The 17,960-nt window shown below is 54.2% G+C and carries 10 protein-coding genes; 3 read left to right on the top strand and 7 right to left on the bottom strand.

All coding sequences use genetic code 11. The features are described from left to right. Nucleotides 1-161: 161 nt before the first annotated feature. Nucleotides 162-1,568 carry an FAD-dependent oxidoreductase gene (locus FC18_RS06640; RefSeq protein ID WP_056975808.1) on the bottom strand — a complete coding sequence of 469 codons (1,407 nt, stop codon included), beginning with the start codon at nt 1,566-1,568 and terminating at the stop codon, nt 162-164. Nucleotides 1,569-1,732: 164 nt separating this feature from the next. Between FC18_RS06640 and FC18_RS06635 the strand changes: the two genes are divergently transcribed. The 3 genes from FC18_RS06635 (at nt 1,733) to FC18_RS06625 (ending at nt 10,105) form a co-directional block, all read left to right on the top strand. Further along, nucleotides 1,733-2,404: an EAL domain-containing protein gene (locus FC18_RS06635; protein WP_082404210.1), complete on the top strand. Its 672-nt coding sequence runs from the start codon at nt 1,733-1,735 to the stop codon at nt 2,402-2,404. Nucleotides 2,405-2,864: 460 nt separating this feature from the next. Then, complete coding sequence (locus FC18_RS06630) at nt 2,865-8,036, top strand: KxYKxGKxW signal peptide domain-containing protein (protein ID WP_056975806.1); 5,172 nt, start codon at nt 2,865-2,867, stop codon at nt 8,034-8,036. Nucleotides 8,037-8,254: 218 nt separating this feature from the next. Further along, complete coding sequence (locus FC18_RS06625) at nt 8,255-10,105, top strand: sensor domain-containing diguanylate cyclase (protein WP_056975804.1); 1,851 nt, start codon at nt 8,255-8,257, stop codon at nt 10,103-10,105. Nucleotides 10,106-10,161: 56 nt separating this feature from the next. On the opposite strand, the gene FC18_RS06620 is transcribed toward FC18_RS06625, so the two are convergent. The 6 genes from FC18_RS06620 to FC18_RS06595 form a co-directional block, all read right to left on the bottom strand. Then, nucleotides 10,162-10,674, bottom strand: coding sequence for a hypothetical protein (locus FC18_RS06620; RefSeq protein WP_054679589.1), 513 nt, complete (start codon nt 10,672-10,674; stop codon nt 10,162-10,164). Nucleotides 10,675-10,782: 108 nt separating this feature from the next. Beyond that, nucleotides 10,783-12,009: a tol-pal system YbgF family protein gene (locus tag FC18_RS06615; RefSeq protein WP_054679592.1), complete on the bottom strand. Its 1,227-nt coding sequence runs from the start codon at nt 12,007-12,009 to the stop codon at nt 10,783-10,785. A gap of 12 nt (nt 12,010-12,021) precedes the next feature. Further along, nucleotides 12,022-13,209 (bottom strand): ABC transporter permease subunit, encoded by a 1,188-nt coding sequence (locus tag FC18_RS06610; RefSeq protein WP_054679595.1) that lies wholly within the window; start codon nt 13,207-13,209, stop codon nt 12,022-12,024. Continuing rightward, entirely contained in the window at nt 13,202-13,897 is a 696-nt protein-coding gene (locus FC18_RS06605; protein ID WP_056975802.1) for an ABC transporter ATP-binding protein, read from the bottom strand. Before FC18_RS06605 ends, FC18_RS06610 begins: the two co-directional genes overlap by 8 nt. 266 nt (nt 13,898-14,163) lie before the next feature. Continuing rightward, nucleotides 14,164-16,050 (bottom strand): ABC transporter ATP-binding protein, encoded by a 1,887-nt coding sequence (locus FC18_RS12305; RefSeq protein ID WP_056975800.1) that lies wholly within the window; start codon nt 16,048-16,050, stop codon nt 14,164-14,166. After that, nucleotides 16,040-17,860, bottom strand: coding sequence for an ABC transporter ATP-binding protein (locus FC18_RS06595; protein WP_054679608.1), 1,821 nt, complete (start codon nt 17,858-17,860; stop codon nt 16,040-16,042). The genes FC18_RS12305 and FC18_RS06595 overlap by 11 nt, the downstream gene beginning before the upstream one ends. Nucleotides 17,861-17,960: the final 100 nt, after the last annotated feature.

Below are 17,960 nucleotides of genomic sequence, written 5' to 3'. Positions count from 1 at the left end.
ACGCCGATAGTAGTTGGTGGGAAACTGCCTGCGAGGGTAGGAAGCTGCCACGCTCAGATGAAAGACTCAAGCCTTGTGCTTGAGTTTTTTTGTGCCGTTAAATTGAATTGTATAGAAAGCAAAAAGCCACAGTCGTACCTAAATACGGCTGTGGCTTTGCTTTATAATGTCCGGCCAAGTGAACCCTGGGCGTTGAAGATTGCCCGACGGTAGCCTTCCTCAGCCTCCTGCTGGATCGCTTCAGTAGCGGCGAGGTTAAGGTAGTTGAACGGTTCGTTGTAATCGGGATGGAAGAGCATGTCGAGGTTCGCCAGGTCGTCGATGGTATTGTTGTTTTGGATGGCCATCGAAATGGTGTTGGCGGACTGGGCGACTTCATGGGTACTGATTAGCTGGGCGCCAAGAATCCGGCGGGATGGACGGTCGTAAACCAAAGTGATGGTTAACCGTGCGGTGTCGGGCATGTACCCTGGACGCCAGGTGCCCCGCCAGGTAACCGAATGACAATCAGTGAAGCCCTGCTTGAAGGCATTTTGTAGTGTGAGCCCCGTGATGGCAAAGCAGGTGCCAAAGAGGTTGAGGGCGGATGAGCCCTGGGTACCCTGACTGCGGACTGCATTGCCGAAGACGTTGATGCCGGCCAGGCGACCTTGGCGCACGGCTGAACTGGCTAGGGGAATGTATGCAGTTTTGCCAGTCGGATTGTAACGCGTGACCGCACAGTCCCCCGCAGCGTAAACGTCGGGGTTCGAGCTTTGCTGGTAGTCGTTCACAATGATTGCGCCGTGGTGATCTTGGTCCACCTTACCTTGGAGCAGACCGGCAGCGGGCGTAAAGCCAAACGCGAGAATGACGATGTCTGCCTGCGTGTCGACCATGTTGGTGTGGATGGTGATACTGCCGGAGTCATCTTCGGTGAAGCCAGTGACGCTAGTGTTCAGCTGTACCTTGATGTCGTGGTCCGTGAGTGCTTGCTGAGCCACGACTGCGTTACTAATATCTAGATAATTTTGCAAAATCTGTGGGTTGCTCTCGATGAGGGTGACGTCGTGGCCTGTTTTGTTGAAGCTCGCCGCTAACTCAACGCCGACGTAACCGGCCCCAATCACGGCGACATGTTTAATGTGCGCATCGTTTGCGGCCGCAGCCAGCCTTTGTGCGTGCACGTAACTCTTGCAGGGCATGATTTTGGGATTGTCCGCGCCGGTGATGTTGGGCCGGGTAACCGTCGAGCCGGTGGTCATGATGAGCTTGTCGTAGTTCAGGTCACGTTCTGAATCACCATCCAGGTCGATAACGTGAGCGGTATGCTTATCCAGGTCAATTGACTGTACCTCATGCCGTGTAAGCACTGTTGCTCCCAGCCGACGCAGTTCTGCCGGTGTGGCGTAGAACATGTCCTCTAGCCGCTTAACCGTGCCCTCGAGGTAGAGGGGAATACCGCAGGAGAGGAATGAAATGTCGTCATGCCGCTCAACGACGGTGACTTCGCTGTCGGGGTGGGCGGTCAAGATTTGCTGCACCGCATTGGTACCCGCGTGTGTACAGCCGATTACAAGAATTCGCATAGGATTGCCTTCATTTCGTAGTTTCTATTATTAATATTTTAGCGCACCCGGCGTGAAATAACGAAATTAATGCGCTGGGGGTGATTTTGGGATTAAGTATGCGTTACCCGGATATTCGTGTAAAATTAGAGTAGATATTGGGAGCTTCGTGGGGGTTTACATAAATGATTCGTTACTTTGGCCAGGCACAGTACTCGCCTAAAAGAATATTAATGGGTTATGAGCTGTTTTTGCGTGAACGGGTTGCGCAGCAGTGGCGGTTTCCGGCAAACTTGCGGCAATATGGTGCGCGTGAGTTGACGCAGCTGGCCCAGGCGACGATTGCCGTGCTGGAACCAGCAGCCAAGATTGTCTCGATTAATTTGGACCAGGATCAGTTCATTGACCCAGATTTTGTGCAGATGTTCGCGCAATTAGCAGATCAGTTCCCGGAGCGCATAATCGTGGTGGAACTGACGGAACACGAATGTGGCGGGGCGTTAGCGGCACTGCGGCAGGCGGCGCGGCAGTATGTGCAGCACCACGTGTATGTCTGCTTAGATGACGTGGGCTCGGGTGCGAACGGGTCGACGATGGCGAGCGTATTGAATGAATTCGTGACTGAGTACAAGTTTGCCCTGCAGAACTTTAGCGAGCGTGACGGCTCAGTGGCTGATTTGTTGCCGCAATTGGCCACGTGGGCGCAGCGGGCGAAACAGGATAAAAAAGAATTTGTGGTGGAAGGAATCGAAACGACGCGCAATTTAAAAATCGTTGAACAGTTTACGCCGAACCTGATTCAGGGCTACTTATTCGCCAAGCCAGTTCTAATCCCGGTTGCCGGGGATATTTTTTAGCATCAATTGAAGGAATTCCACTTTGAATTCCCTCAATTGGTGCTTTTTTGGTGCCGGCGACTAAGAAAGGGGGGCAGATTGCTAGATAGGACGGGTTGTTGTGCGGAAAATGATGAAAACTATAAGTGACTCCATAGAGCATTTGTATGGTTGTGCATACATATTTTGGAACTCGAAAATATGCGGAAATATCTGCCCGTACACGGATGAAAATAGCAGATTCAAATCAGAAATTCCGAATGATAGTACAAGGGCTGATGCAGGGTTAAGCCTTGCTATTGTGATGATTTGTGGGATTTTGGCCTTGCTATAGCCAAATTTAAAAATAACGTTGACTTTTGACGCTGTTTATATTCTAATGTAGACAGATAACGTTGAATTGTTTACTATTATGTGCAATTTATATACGTAATAAGGTTTTGGTTGTATGTTATTGGTTGCGAGCAGAGGGGGGAGCACCATGCTGATGAATAAGCAAGATGCTAAATTACACTACAAGATGTACAAGAGCGGCAAACGGTGGGTTTATGCCGGGCTGTTTGCAGTGGCAATCAGCGGCATCGCGGTTAGTGCGACGGTGTTGAACCCCATCGCGCCGGTGCAAGCGACGAGTGCGGACACGGGTTACAAGTACACCGGGAGCAACGACAGCCAGGTTGTTGATCAGGTGCAAAAGGGCGTTGCGGACGGGACCGTTGTTGATTTGACCAAGACCGGCTCTAGTACCGTGCAGTTGCTGCAGGGGCAGGTTGCCGAAATCCGCGCAGCACACATGAAGTTGACGCTTGATGGGAACAACTGGTCGATTAGTGCGGCTGATGATCAGGCAAAGACGGACCTGGACACGGTACTTAACGACATTGGCTTCCCGTCTGCTGCTGCGCTCAGTAACCCCACGGACCCTGCGAATGCGGCCCAGATTTTTGCGTACCTGAATAAAGCCGGACTTTCCGCCATGAACGGTGGGAGCACTGGACGGAATGGCGCGGCTGGTTGGTTCACCAACAACATTATTACGGGTGGTTCCTTTGCCTTGACGCAGGGGAATATGGATGCGGACCCAATTCCTGGGACTATTTTCAGCAACATTATCGCTGGGAGCCTGACCGCAAGTACTAATGCGGGCAATTCGAAGACCCTGATTACCAATGGTGGTGTGTTAACCGGAACCGGGAGCATCACCAACGGGATTAGCGATACACTCAGCAGTTTCAGCTTCAGTGATGGGCTGTTTTCTGACAAAATGAAGGCGTTAAAGGCGGCCGTCACGACGCTTGCGACTAGCTATAGCACGGATACAGACGCGAACACGGTTGCTGGGGGCTGGAGCGGTGAGACTACGCTTGATAATTCGAACGTTCTCGCCTTTGATTTTGCCACCGCCAAGAAGAATGCAGCGGGCCAGTATGTCTTCAATGTGAACACGGACGCAGCCGGCATTAAGGGCAAGCGGGCCACATATGTTTTCCTTAACCAGGATAAATACACTGGCGGCGACGTCGTGATTAACCTTGTTGGTAACGCCAATTTCGACATTAGCGGTAGTGGTTTCGGGAGCAAGGAAGGCTTTATCACTGGAAACCTGATTCTGACCAACACTAACGGTATTGGCATTAACGTAACCGACGACGATGCAGCGAACAAAGTGATTCTGCTGACCCCCAGATCTGAAATCACAAGTTCGACGGCCAATATCTCTGGCTTTGCTGGCGGTCTGAACGGGGATGGCTCTGGCGATGGGTACGTTGGGAGCAGCACCCCCGCAACACCAACGAAGACCACGAATGACGGCGGCTTGGATCCAAGTAATGCGGGTAACGGCACCACAACCACGACCACGCCTAAGACTGTGACTGTCCACAAAACGGCGACGGTCAACCAGACCGTTACGAGCAAGTACGCGGACCGGACGGATAACACTGCGGACGTTCCAGAGGACCCAAGCAAGTTGCCCGCCGACCAAAAGCGGACAGTTACGGTTACTTACGATGAAACGACGAATACTGATAGGAGCAAAACCATCGGCAATGTTGATGTGGCTAAGGACCTCTCCGGCAACACGACACAGTTCGCCACCACGGACAGTCTGCCCGCAATCACACCGGTTAAGATTGACGGTTTCACCACTAACCCCGATGAAGTAGCCAACACGGCTTTGGACGAAAATACGCTGATCACCAAGCTGCAGGAAGCCGACGCTAACGGGACGATTAACCTGCAGGCGACGATTATTTACTACCCTTCCAGCACGAGCGCGCACCGGACGATGACCTTCGTGCACTACATCGACTATGACCTCGCTGATGGTTCTGATGGGGATGAAAGTCTCCTGCCTGACGATGTCGAAAACGAAATTTTGGTTAACTATGTCGAAATTACTGACTCCGTTGGTAACAAGACGAAGACCAATTTCACCGTGGTCAGCGATATACCTGACGTACAGGTTCCGGAAATCGATGGGTACAGTTCCACCGTTGATATGAGCAACGGGCTGACGGCAGACGCGATTGTGGCTCAGTTGACGTCAACGAATGGGACAATGAACTTTGCCAATACTGACGTTGAGTACAAGTTAACAGCCAAAACCAAGACGCAAATCGATGGCGGGACTTCAGTAACACCTGACAAGTACTACGACTATACAGGCGTGGACCACACACCAGGTCAACTTGATGACGGCATTCACGTACATTCCAAGATTCAGTCTGATGGCGCCATTTCTGTAACCCCAGATGACTTTTACGACTACACGGGTGTAGACCACACGCCTGGCGAAACTGATAATGGTGTAGAGGTAGCAACGCGGGCTGATGGTGGGGCCTCAGTCACGCCTGAAGACAGTTATGACTACACGAATGTAGACCATACTCCTGGTCAACTTGATACAGGTATCACGGTCAAGGAACGAGTGCGCCATGATGGTGGGACTTCCGTAACTCCAGATGATTTTTACGACTACACGAATGTAGACCATACTCCTGGTCAACTTGATACAGGTATCTCGGTTAAGGGACAAGTGCGTCATGACGGTGGCGTATCTGTCACACCAGACGATTATTATGACCACGCAGTAAAAGGCCAGTTGGACGATGGTATCCAAGTGAAGACCAAAGTCCAGAGCGTCGGTGGTGTTTCCGTATCTAAGGATGACTACTACGACCACACAGTAAAGGGCCAGCTGGACGATGGAATCCAAGTCAAGACCAAAGTCCAGAATGACGGTGGCGTGTCTGTATCCAAGGATGACTACTACGACCACACAGTAAAGGGCCAGTTGGACGACGGAATTCAAGTGAAGACCAAGGTCCAGAGCGATGGTGGTGTTTCCGTATCCAAGGATGACTACTACGACCACACAGTAAAGGGCCAGTTGGACGACGGAATTCAAGTGAAGACCAAAGTCCAGAATGACGGTGGCGTGTCTGTATCCAAGGATGACTACTACGATCACACAGTAAAGGGCCAGTTGGATGATGGAATCCAGGTTAAAACGAAGGTCCAGAGCGATGGTGGTGTTTCCGTATCTAAGGATGACTACTACGATCACACAGTAAAGGGTCAGTTGGACGACGGAATTCAAGTGAAGACCAAGGTCCAGAGTGACGGTGGCGTTTCCGTATCCAAGGACGATTTCTATGACCACACAGTAAAGGGCCAGTTGGATGATGGAATCCAGGTTAAAACGAAGATCCAAGGTGATGGTGGCGTATCTGTAACGCCGGATGGTTACTATGACAACACCAAGACGCCAACAACTGACAATGGTGGCAACACTACTCCATCAACCAACAACGGTGGTACAACGACGCCAACAACTGACAATGGTGGCACAACGACACCAACGCCAGATAATGGTGGCAGCACGACGCCAACGCCGGATAACGGTGGTAGTACAACACCAACAATCAATGATGGCACAACAACACCAGCAACTGACAACGGTGGGAACACAACACCGGCGGCAGATAATGGTGGCAACACTACTCCAGTAACTGACAATGGTGGAAACACAACGCCAGCATCAGATAATGGTGGCAGCACTACTCCGTCAACCAACAATGGCGGCACAACGACGCCAACAACCGATAATGGCGGGAGCACAACCCCAGTAACCGACAATGGTGGCAACACTACTCCATCAACCAACAATGGTGGTACAACGACGCCAATCACAGATGACGGTGGTAGCACGACACCAACGTCAGATAATGGTGGCAACACTACTCCATCAACCAATAATGGTGGTACAACGACGCCAGTAACTGACAATGGCGGTACAACAACGCCAGAAAACGATGGCAACACTACCTCAACAACTGACAACAGTGGGAACACCACGCCAGCGACGGACAATGGTGGCAGCACTACTCCATCAACCAACAATGGCGGTACAACAACGCCAATCACAGATGGCGGCACAACGACGCCAACAACTGACAACAGTGGGAACACCACGCCAGCGACGGATAATGGTGGCACAACGACGCCAGTAACCGACAATGGCGGGAGCACCACGCCAGCGGCAGATAATGGTGGCAACACTACTCCATCAACCAACAATGGTGGCACAACGACGCCAACAACCGACAACGGTGGTACAACGACGCCAACAACCGATAATGGCGGGAGCACAACCCCAGTAACTGACAATGGTGGGAACACAACACCGGCGGCAGATAATGGCGGTACAACGACGCCAACAACTGACAACAGTGGGAACACCACTCCAGCGACGGACAATGGTGGCAGCACTATTCCAACAACCGACAACGGTGGTAGCAACACGCCAGCGACGGACAATGGTGGCGATACGACGCCAACAACTGACAACGGCGGGAACACAACCCCAGCGACGGGTAACGTTGGTAGCACGACGCCAACAACCAATGACGGCACAACTACCCCAACAACCAACAACGATGGCAGCACGACGTCAACAACTGACAATGGTGGGAACACCACGCCAGCGACGGATAATGGTGGCGATACGGCCCCAGCAACTGACAGCGGTGGTAGCACGACGTCAACAATTGATAATGGTGGGAACACAATGCCAGCGACGGATAATGGTGACGATACGACACCAACAACCGACAACGGTGGGAGCGCCACACCAACACCAGAAAACGATGGCAACACTACCCCAGTAACTGACAACGGTGGAAACACAACACCAACGCCAGATAACGGCGGCAGCACCACGTCAACAACCAACAACGGCGGGACAACAGCACCTGCTGCCACGGCCACGCAGAATCAGGCAACGAGTTCCGCAGCGACAAGCGGCGCGAATGCTGTAGCGGCGGCCCAAGCTGCTACGGCAAATATGCCAGCAACTGATAATTCAGTTGTCCCGGCAACCGTTCAGGGAACCATCACTACACCTGCTGGTACGGGCGATAACCAGACGGTGACGGCAATCAGTGATACCGCGGCGATTACGCACGCGGCCAACACTGCTGATGAACGAATCAGCGGGGGCAATTCCGCTTCTGGCGGTGAGCATTACCGGGGCTTGTTCGATGATCCTGATCGTAATCAGCTGCAAAGTAGCGCTGACGAGAGTGTCGAAGTTGCCGTGCAGGAGCTCGGCAATCAGACGACGAATAACTCCGGTTCCGGATTGTTCTAGTATAATTTTGCCAACGGTTGGCAAGCAACAGGCACTACGCATAGATGCGTGGTGCCTGTTTTCGTGTACTTAGGCAAGGCTAAGCGGGATACGCCCGGAAACCGTTCTGCGACAGGTAACTTACCATGCTCATTTCTGCACTAGTCCCGGTAAATGTGTATCACTTCCGCTATTTTTCAACTATAATTAAATGGTTAAAGTCGCTAGGGAGGTACGCCGTGGACAATATTAGTTTGGTGAAAACAGTACAAATATTACCCACGCAAATTGCGATTGCGGCGTTCTTCGCGATGGGGTTCGTGACGACGTATTACTGGCTGTGGCGCCGGGCACTCGTGACCACGCCTAAGGGCTCGCGGCAGTACCTTGCCCGCGTTGAACTGCTTCTGTCCGGGCTTGGACTGACTGCGCTGCTATTTTGGATGGGGTTTGTCGCGCCCCTAAGTACGAACGCCATGATGTTCCATAACCTGGGTTTATACATCGTGTTCTTCATGTTGTGTGATGCACGAATTAACTTTGGCGAGTACCTCGTGCGGGCGGCGGCCGTGTTGTTTGTGGTCGCGATGCACAACTTCGGGAACTTCGACCGTTGGCAGGGGTTTGTCTCACTGGCCGCAGTGCTGCTCATTGAATTAGTGGTCTACATCTTCGACCGGCAAGTGCGCAACTCGACTTGGGGTAGCACGCTGCTGGTGGTGGCCATGGCGTGCAGCGTTTGGCCGTTCGTGCCCGCGGTGTCGGCCAGTGCGAGTCTGACCGTGACCCCCGTGACGCGGGTTGAGGCCATTTTGCTATTTGTCATCATGTCCTACATCGGCCACCGCTATTGGGCGCGGCAGGACCGTCTGGCAACTGTGTCGACGGAAATGACGGTGCAGGCGAACTACGACGCATTAACGAATGCCCGCTCGTTCTCCCTTTTCGAACGTGATATTGCAGAAATGTTCACGGATAGTCAGGCTAACGGCACGCCGCTGACCGTGGTGATGTTCGATATTGACCACTTCAAGGCCTTCAACGACCACTTCGGCCATCCGGCGGGTGATGCTGTGCTCGCTGGGGTCGTTGCGACCGTGCGCAAGGCGATTGGTGAGTACCTGGAGAGCGATTACCTCTACCGGGTCGGCGGCGAAGAGTTCGTCGCGCTGTTCCCGAACATGACCGTGACCCAGGCGACGCGGATTGCGCGGGCCATGGTGCACGCGGTGCGGGCCACGACCTTCACCTACGAGGCGGTCGAGTTGCACGTCACCCTCTCGATGGGGGTCACCGCGGTGCGCGCTGATGACGAGCAGGAAACCGACACGTACAAGCGCGTTGACGAGTTCCTGTACCAGAGCAAACACGCCGGGCGCGACACGATTACCATCGAGGGTCATTCTGAACGCAGCGATGGGCAGCAGGAAAATACGGGGTACCGGTTCTTCAGCCAACCGATTGTTGATGTTAGTAGCGATGACCACCAGCTAATCGCGCGCGAACTATTGCTGCGGATGCGCAGCGCAGACGGTGCGCGGTGGCTATTACCCAACACGTTTGATATCGACGTAGATGTACAAATCGCGCTGATTAGGTCGGTGCTGGTTGACGCCGAGACGCAGCATTTAGGGTTGAATCTGCTGCCGAGTCAGTTCGTTGACTTCCGGGTGGCGCGGGCGCTATCTACGTTCGTGCAGTCGACCCCGAACTTCAACCTGACCATTGAGCTCACGGGAGTGCCGGACGCCGAGAATCTGACCGTGCTCATGGGCATTTACCATGACGCCGGAATTCGCATCGCCATTGATAACGTCGGGAGCGTGAACCACTACGAAGCCATGGTTCCGCTGCTGAAGTATGTGGATGTGCTCAAGTTCAGCTTGCAGAATCTGCGCCGGAGCCACGACACCGTGAACCTGGATACGCGGATTAACTTCTGGAAGCAGGTTGCGGACGACAACGGGTGCTTGCTGATGGTGACGGGGGTCGAAACGCGGCGGGATGCCACCCACCTGCGCAGCCGCTTCGGGATCACCGTGCAGGAGGGTTATCTGTACGGCAAACCGCGGTTGGCGCTGGCCAAATAATCTTAATGAACGCAAAGGGCGGGTCGCTGATTGTCAGCGACCCGCCCTTTACATTACTAGTGGATGTTCAATTCGTAGTTGCCCTTAACGCTGCTGAAGTCGGCCGCCATGTCGTCACCGTACTGCTCGGCGATGGCGAGGGTCAAGATGGCCTTGAGGTCGCGGGTGAAGTAGAGCTTAGCGGCGTGGTTCACGGCGTGGCTCCAGCTGTGCCGCTCGCGGTTATCGTCGTAGTAGGCGCGCATGGTGTTCCAGGCATCGCGTCCGCGCAGGTTAACATTCAGCGGACAGCTTTGCTTGTGCCCATCGCGGCGGAAGCGAATGATCACGTGCTTGAAGTGGCCGAAGCGCAGGAAGGCCAACGCCCCGATGATGGCAATTGCCGCCACGATCAGGGCAAAGGCAACCGCGCCCAACGCCGCGACCAGCGCGACCGCCGTCACGCCCAGAGTGAGCGGAACGACGAGGGCGAGGATGGCTAGGCCGAGAATAACGCCGAGGATGAGTGCGGGAACGGCCCAGAAGCCGGTGACGTGGTGGTTACCGAGAACGACGATTGATTTTTTCATAATGGTGCCTACTTTCTGAACTTGATGATGACTTTAGTATAGCTACGCCGGGTGCTGGTGTCCGCAAAAAAACGTGAGTGGTCAAATATCGTGCGTAAGCGGTCGTCGTTAGTCAGTTGCCAGCAGGGCACTGCTGCTGCGGGTGCGCAGACGCAAGAGGATACCGGCCAGGAAGACGAACATGGCGGTCCAGATTAGGAACGTGCCGGAAGTGTTGACCAGCGACACGACGCTGAATTCGCGGTAGTGGCGCACAACGGCGGCAAAGTCGATGAAGTGCCCCGGCAGGATGCGCAGCAAGCCAGCGGGGATGAGGGCGCTGAGGTTCAGCGGTTCGAGGAAAACGCCGGTCGCCAGCAGTGCCATGCCCAGTATGGTGTTCCGTGAAAACAGGCTGAACAAGTGGGCGGCACTACCAATCAGGATGAACCACAGATTGGCCACCAGCAGCCACTCCAGCAGCAGGCGACCCAGCGGCACGATGATGACCTTGTTCATGAAGTCAACGGCGATTGGGTAGGCGAACGTCCCCCAGGTGCGATCGGGGAAGGTGCTCATGACGGCCAGAATTAGGCCGGCCACTAAGAGCAGCACTAAGTTGAGCACGAGCGTGGTGGCCGCCCAGCGAATCAGTGCCTGCTTGCCCGCGGTAATTGGCGCCGCCCGCATCATGCTGGCGGTGCCGTTTTTACGGTCGCGGTAGAAGACCATGGCGAAGGTGGTGAGGGCCATGGTGAGGACGATGAGGCAGAATGTGCGCTCTTGGTCAGCAAAAATGCCGATGCCGCTCAAACCGAGGGTGACAGTGAAGTTATTCAGCGCGGACGAGAATTCGGTGATTCCGGGGAAGATGTTCAGTTTGTGCTTGAGGATGTACTGACTGACTGCGGCATCTTTCTCGATTGCCGTCCCGCCGGCGTTAATGAAGTCACCAAGGAGAAAATAGCTGCGGTTACGGGTTTCGGGGTATTTTTTTAAAAATGCTTCCTCCGTGGTGATGGCCCCCAGATAGTCACCGCGCAAGAGTTGCTGGCTAGTGGTCTTACCGGCCTGCTTGTAGTCGCGGTTCTGCGGGCTATCTGCGGACTTGTCGACGTCGCTTTTGAGATTGCTGGTCATCCTGGCGATTGTGGTTGACCAAAACTTGCGGTCGGACGTTACCGTGCCGGCCGCCCAGCGAACGTGCTCGCTATCGCCATCGCCGATGCCGTGCTTGTGCGGGTTAGCTTCATAGCGAATGGCGGTGGTGCCAACCATTGCGAGAAGGAGCAGGAACCAGAAGAGGTGCAGGAGCCACGGTTGTTTTTTCCACTCGAGAATGAATTGTGCTCTCATCGCGTTACCCCGCTACAGCCGTTCGCGGCGGCGCAGAATGAGGACGCACAGGCCGAAGAGGACGGCGGTCCAGAGCAGGATGACGAGGACGCCGCCCCCGATGCCCAAGATGGACCAGTCCGTCTCGTGCAGGATGACTTTCGAAGCGTCAAAATAGCTGCTGGGCAGGAACTTGGTGAAGTGCGCAATGATGCCGGCTGTCAGCACCTGCTTAGTCGCGAGCACGAGCGGAACGGCGCAAACGACGATATTGACGCCGAAGTTGCCGGAGATGAGCCCCACTAGTGCGCTGAGTACCATCAAGAAGAGCACGATGATGAGGAAGAGCGCACAGAGCATGGCAAAGTAGTGGCCGACTGTCATGATGCTTGGTGTTTTGCCGTCCGCCGAGTAGACGAGCGGGTACTGCCACGAGCCCCAGCCAAACTTGATGCCCGTGATGATGTAGGTCGTCAGGCAGGCACCCAGGAACAGGGGGATGGTGATGGTGAGGAACGTCAGCATGCGCGCCACCAGGATGCGCAGCTTGCCGGTGGGCAGGTTGTTCATGAAGCTGATGGTGCCGTCCCGCTTTTCGCTCGTGAACAGCTGGCCGAGCTGGACGAGGAAGACGGCCAGGATGATGAGTGGCGACAGGTGGTAGAGGAACTGGTACGGCAGGTAGGTCGCGGCCGGCGCGTCAACCTTATTCGCCGGGATTTCCATCGTGTTGTGTTGCACCAGGTAGGTGTAAAAGGCGACGTCCTTCTTGCGGCCCAGCAGGGTGTTGTCCACTTCCTTGCCCTTGTAGCTGATGAGCACGAGGTTCTTGTTGCCCTTCTTGGCCTCGCGCAAGTTGTACTTGGCGTAATCGAGGATGGCCTGGTCCGTTTCCTTGACCGTGTTCATGGGGATGGGGCTGAGCAGACCGGAGTAGTCCATCGAGATGTTGCTGATGTACTCCTGCTGCTTTTGCTTCTGGGCCAGTAGTGCCTGTTCATCTTTGGTCAGGTGCTTCTTCTCGTTCAGTGCCTTGACGGTGACCTGGATATTGTCACCGGCTTCACTGTAGGCACGCATCATGTCGTTCATGGATGCGTCCTTGGTGCCGAGGGCGGTGAAAAAAGTGCCGAGCATTAAAATCAGGAACGCGATGAAGATGACGACGTTCGTGCTCGACCAGATGTTCTTCTTCAGGTCGAAGAGGTATTGTTCACGCATCGGCAGTCGCCTCCGTCATGAACATTTCGGTGTACAGCGCCATCATGTCCTGGCCGGTGTTTTCGATGTTCGTGATGTTCTGGTTCTTGAGGAAGAAGACGGAATCACAGACCCGGCCGACACTATCCATCTGGTGGGAGGATACGAGCAGCGTCTTACCCTCATCCCGCAGCCGGCGGAACATGTGCTCGAACTCCTGAATACTGGTGGGGTCCAGCCCGTTCAGCGGTTCGTCGATGAACATGGTTTGGGCGTCGCTAATGATGTACATCGCCAGCAGCGCGTGCTGTTTCATCCCGAGGGACAAGCTCTTGATTTTCTTCTTGTAGTAACTGGTCATACCCAGTTCTTCGATGACCGCGTTGATGTCGACCTTGGACTTCCACATCCGCTTCACGTACAGCAGGTGGTCGCGCACGGTTAGGTCCGCGTAGAGGTGGTTGGAACTCTCCAGGAAGAAGAGCTGCTTCAAGAAGGCGGTGCGCTTCTTCTTGAGGTCGACGCCGTTCAGCTTGATGCTGGCGTCCTTGTTTGGGAGCAAGCCGCACAATAGCCGCAGCAGCGTGGTTTTCCCCGTCCCGTTTGGTGCGACGAGGCCAATGACCTGCCCGTCACCCAGAGTGAAGTTCACGTCACGTAGAATCGGCTTGTCCTTAAATGCAAAGTTGAGCCCAGATACTTCTAACATTTTAACCGCCTCCTAATTTTAAGAAAATAATATCATAAATAGGTAATAAAATATACATCGGCAACAGTTGAAATAGGAATGATATCTGTGCCGACAAGCTAGTTGAATGGGCTGCCATTGTTGTGACAAAAGCAATACGTCACAAACTAAGCAGCGATACAAACGCGGCGCAGAACGGTCGATAAATATGCACGAATAATGAGCGCAAAATGGCAAAAACACGCTGCCGGCGGTTGTTGTACGCTGGCGGCGTGTCTGCAATTAACTTATTCGTAAACGAGGTCCGCGTTCTTGCGTTCCTTGGCAATCCGTTCCTTGGTGTAGTACTGGGCCTGGGCATTGAACAGGTCACGGTAGACCCCGGCTTCGGCCATGAGGCTCGCGTGGGTGCCGTCCTGCACGATTTGGCCGTGATCCAAGACCACGATGCGGGCCGCAAACCGCGTGGAACTCATGCGGTGGCTGATGTAGATGGCGGTCTTGTCCGCAATCAGGTCGTCGAGGTGCTGGTAAATGTCGTACTCAGAGATTGGGTCGAGGGCTGCGGTGGGCTCATCCAGGATGATGAATGGCGCGTCCTTGTACCAGGCGCGGGCGATGGCGATTTTTTGTGCTTCACCACCAGAAACGTCCTCACCGGTCTCGTCCAGTTCCCGGGTGAGCGGCGTGTCGATGCCGTGGTTCATTCGGTGGACACGCTCGGCGACACCCGCAATCTCCAGGGCGGATTCGACGCGTGCTCGGTCGGGGTGCGCGCTGGCCGCCACGTTATCGACAACGGGGAGGGCGAACATTTTGAAGTCCTGGAAGACGGCGGCAAAAATTTGCTGGTATTCGTGCAGGTCGTACTTCTGAATGTCGATGCCGTTCAAAGTGATGGTGCCGCTAGTCGGCTGGTCGAGCCGGGTGAGCAGGCGGATGAGGGTGGTCTTGCCCGACCCGTTCTGGCCAACCAGGGCCAGCCGCTGACCGATGGCGAGCTTCAGGTTGACGTGCTGCAGGGCAAACTCCTTGGCGCCAGGATACTTGAAGCTAACGTCGTGGAATTCAAGTTGGTACTTGTTGTCGCGGCGCTTTTCGATGGGGAGACTGCCGTTTGCGCCGGGATCAGGCATTTCGAGGAAGTCAATGGTGGCCGTCAGTGCTTGGTTCAGTGGTGGGGCCCAACCGAGAATGTTGAGCAGGTTGGAGACGGCGCTAATCAGTTGGGTGAAGAAGCCGGCGTACATGACTACGGTCCCAACGGGGATGGCACCGGTGCCGCTTTTGATGGCCAACATGATGTAAATCGCCCCTGTAACTAGCACAATTGTGGTCCCGCCAAGTGCAGAGATACGCGTGCTTTTGACGTACGTGTGTGCGTTGTTCTTGTATGATCTGGCATTGACCTCGGTCAGATGGTTGCCCATGAGGTTATCGATGTCGTAAACCCTGAGTGTCTTGCCCATTTTGTCTTCACTGAATACGTGGTTGAAGTAGTAATCTAGTTCGCGGTTCAATTGTACGTTGCTGGTGAAGAACTGTTGCATAATGCGCCCGCCAATGCGGCTAGTGATAATCGAAACCACGATGGGAACGATAATAATTGCCACTAAGACCAGTGGGTATAGCCAACTGTTGGCGAAGGCTGCCAGCGTTGTGGTTGTGGTGCTGTGCGTGAAAAACAAGCGTCCGATTACGGTCCCCGTCACGAGTAGTGCGAGAATCAAGTTCACCACGGGGGTGACGTTACCTTCGAGAAAGCGGTCAAAGCCACCGAAGTACATGCGACCCTGATCAACGGCAGAATAGGCCTTGCGAAATTGCGGGTCATTGAACAAATGCAGGCTGACGCGCGCTTGCTTATCTGCAACCATGGTCGTAATTTGGTTATCCAGGCGCATTGAGAGACGTTCGAAGTAGTTGGTTGCCGCGGCTGCGAGTGCTTGCAGACAGAAAATCAAGGCGAGGAAGCCGGCAAGTGGCCAGATAATAGCATTGATGCTGGTACCACCAAGAACGGTATTCAGCAGCCAACCCAATAAAATGAAGGTTAGGTAGGGCACCACAATTTGGCCTAACGCGTTGGCAATCGTGATTGGCAGTGCGTATTGGTCGACACGGTGGATGAAGCGCAGGTACCGCCTGTAAGTTTGGTTGAATTTAGTCAGCATTTTCCGCGTCCTCCTGGTAATAACGACTTTGAATCTTGAATAATTCGGCGTAACCACCCCCGGTGGCGAGCAGGTCGCGGTGCTGGCCACGTTCGGTGATGTGCCCGTGGTCTAAGAATAGAATTTCGTCAGCAAACTGTGTGGAGGCGAGCCGGTGACTAATGAAGATGCTGGTTTTGCCGGTCACCATTTGGTTGTATTCTTGGTAAATCTTACTTTCGGCCAGTGCATCTAGTGCCGCGGTGGGTTCGTCCATAATCAAGACGGGAGCGTCGCGGTAGAGTGCGCGCGCCAACATCAGCTTCTGTTCCTGCCCACCAGAAAGTTCGACGCCGTCGTCGGCAATATAATTGGTGAGGGGTGTGTCGAGTCCGTGTTCCATACGGGCCACATCGGTAGTGAGCCCGGCTTGCTCTAAGGCAGCGTGGATGCGCTGGCGGTCAACGTTTTTGCTCATGGCGACATTCTCCGCGATGGTCGTGGCCGCAATCGTTGAGTCTTGGAAGACAGGGGCAAAATATTGCCAGTAATTGTGCAAAACGAAGGTGTTAATGGGCGTGTCTCCAAGCAGGATGGTGCCGCTGGTGGGCTCGAGTAGGCCGAGCATCAGGTTGGTGATGGTTGTTTTCCCCGCCCCGTTGGCACCAACCAGTGCCATTTTGGCCCCTGCCGAAATGGTGAGGTTCAGGTCGGCGATGGTGTCGTGGTCAGCATCGGGGTAGCGGAAGTAGACGTGCTGGAAGATGATGGGCTGCGGTGTGGTTGGTAAATCAGTGCGCGTGCGGTTCGGCGCGGCGATGGCCTGGTTTTCCACCATGAATAAGTTACGTACTAAGTCCACATCGTCACTATTCTGGTTGAGCGCGTTCCACGCCGTCAGCAGTTGGGTCAACTGGGTGGTAGTGGTGCTGACCGCGTTGAAGGCGTAAGTGAACCCGCTGGCAGTGAACGCGCCGCGAATGACGCTGGCGATGAGGCTGCCATAAATCGCAAAGTTGCACAGTCCATTCAATGCCGCGATGATGGTTGCTTGCACGAAGGTGCGGAAGTAAACGCGGTATTCGTTGGCCGCCCACGCGTGCGTGGCGCCTTGCATGTGCGCGTTGAATTCGGCGGCAAAATTGTAGAGGCGAATATCTTTGGCGCCCGTTTCGGCTGATGCCGCCCGTGAAATGTAATTGACCTTATTAATCAGCTTGTTATTGTGGTCCCGCTGCTGCCGGCGGAAAGACCGGGTGGCGCGTTGCACCCGGTCGCTGATTAGCGCGAAAAACAGGAGAAGAAGCGGCAACCACCATTTGATGATGGCGAGGGAGCCAAGAAGGAAGAGTAGCGTGAGAGCACTGCTTAACAGTTCGCGGAAGTTCTTGATGATTGCTTCGGACCCGGTGCTATCGCCGTAAAGCCCATAGGCGGATGCGGTGTAGCGATCCTGGTCATAAGCTGGTATCGAGTTCCAGACGTACGGTACTTGCACCTTATGTAGACCAAACTGAATTAACTGCAAAATACGTCCGCGCCTATAGGTGTTGGTGAACACTATTTCATTAACAGGTCGGCCCCATTGTGCCAATGCCAACGCCGCACTAATGCCGAGTAACACCAGCGCCACGTTGGGTAAGGCGGTGTGAGCTGCCAGTAATTGCACGACTACGGCCGGCAAAATGGTCGCACCGACCGCCAGTATCACATCAATGATAATGCTGCTAATTAATTGCGGCAAAGCGTGATCAGCGGACTGCGTCACCCAATGCCACTGCCAATGGATATTGCTGAATACGCCGTGTTTATTTGTTTGTTTCTTGTACATAGGCGAACCTGCTTTCTGATGGTTGATGGGATTAGCATACTGGCAATTCACTGTAGGCAACCAAAAAATTCCTGAAATGTCTAAATTTGGCCGTCAGTGG

It is taken from the genome of Lacticaseibacillus sharpeae JCM 1186 = DSM 20505 (genome assembly GCF_001436225.1).
Classification (GTDB): domain Bacteria; phylum Bacillota; class Bacilli; order Lactobacillales; family Lactobacillaceae; genus Lacticaseibacillus; species Lacticaseibacillus sharpeae.
This window is presented reverse-complemented; position numbering and strand designations above follow the sequence as displayed.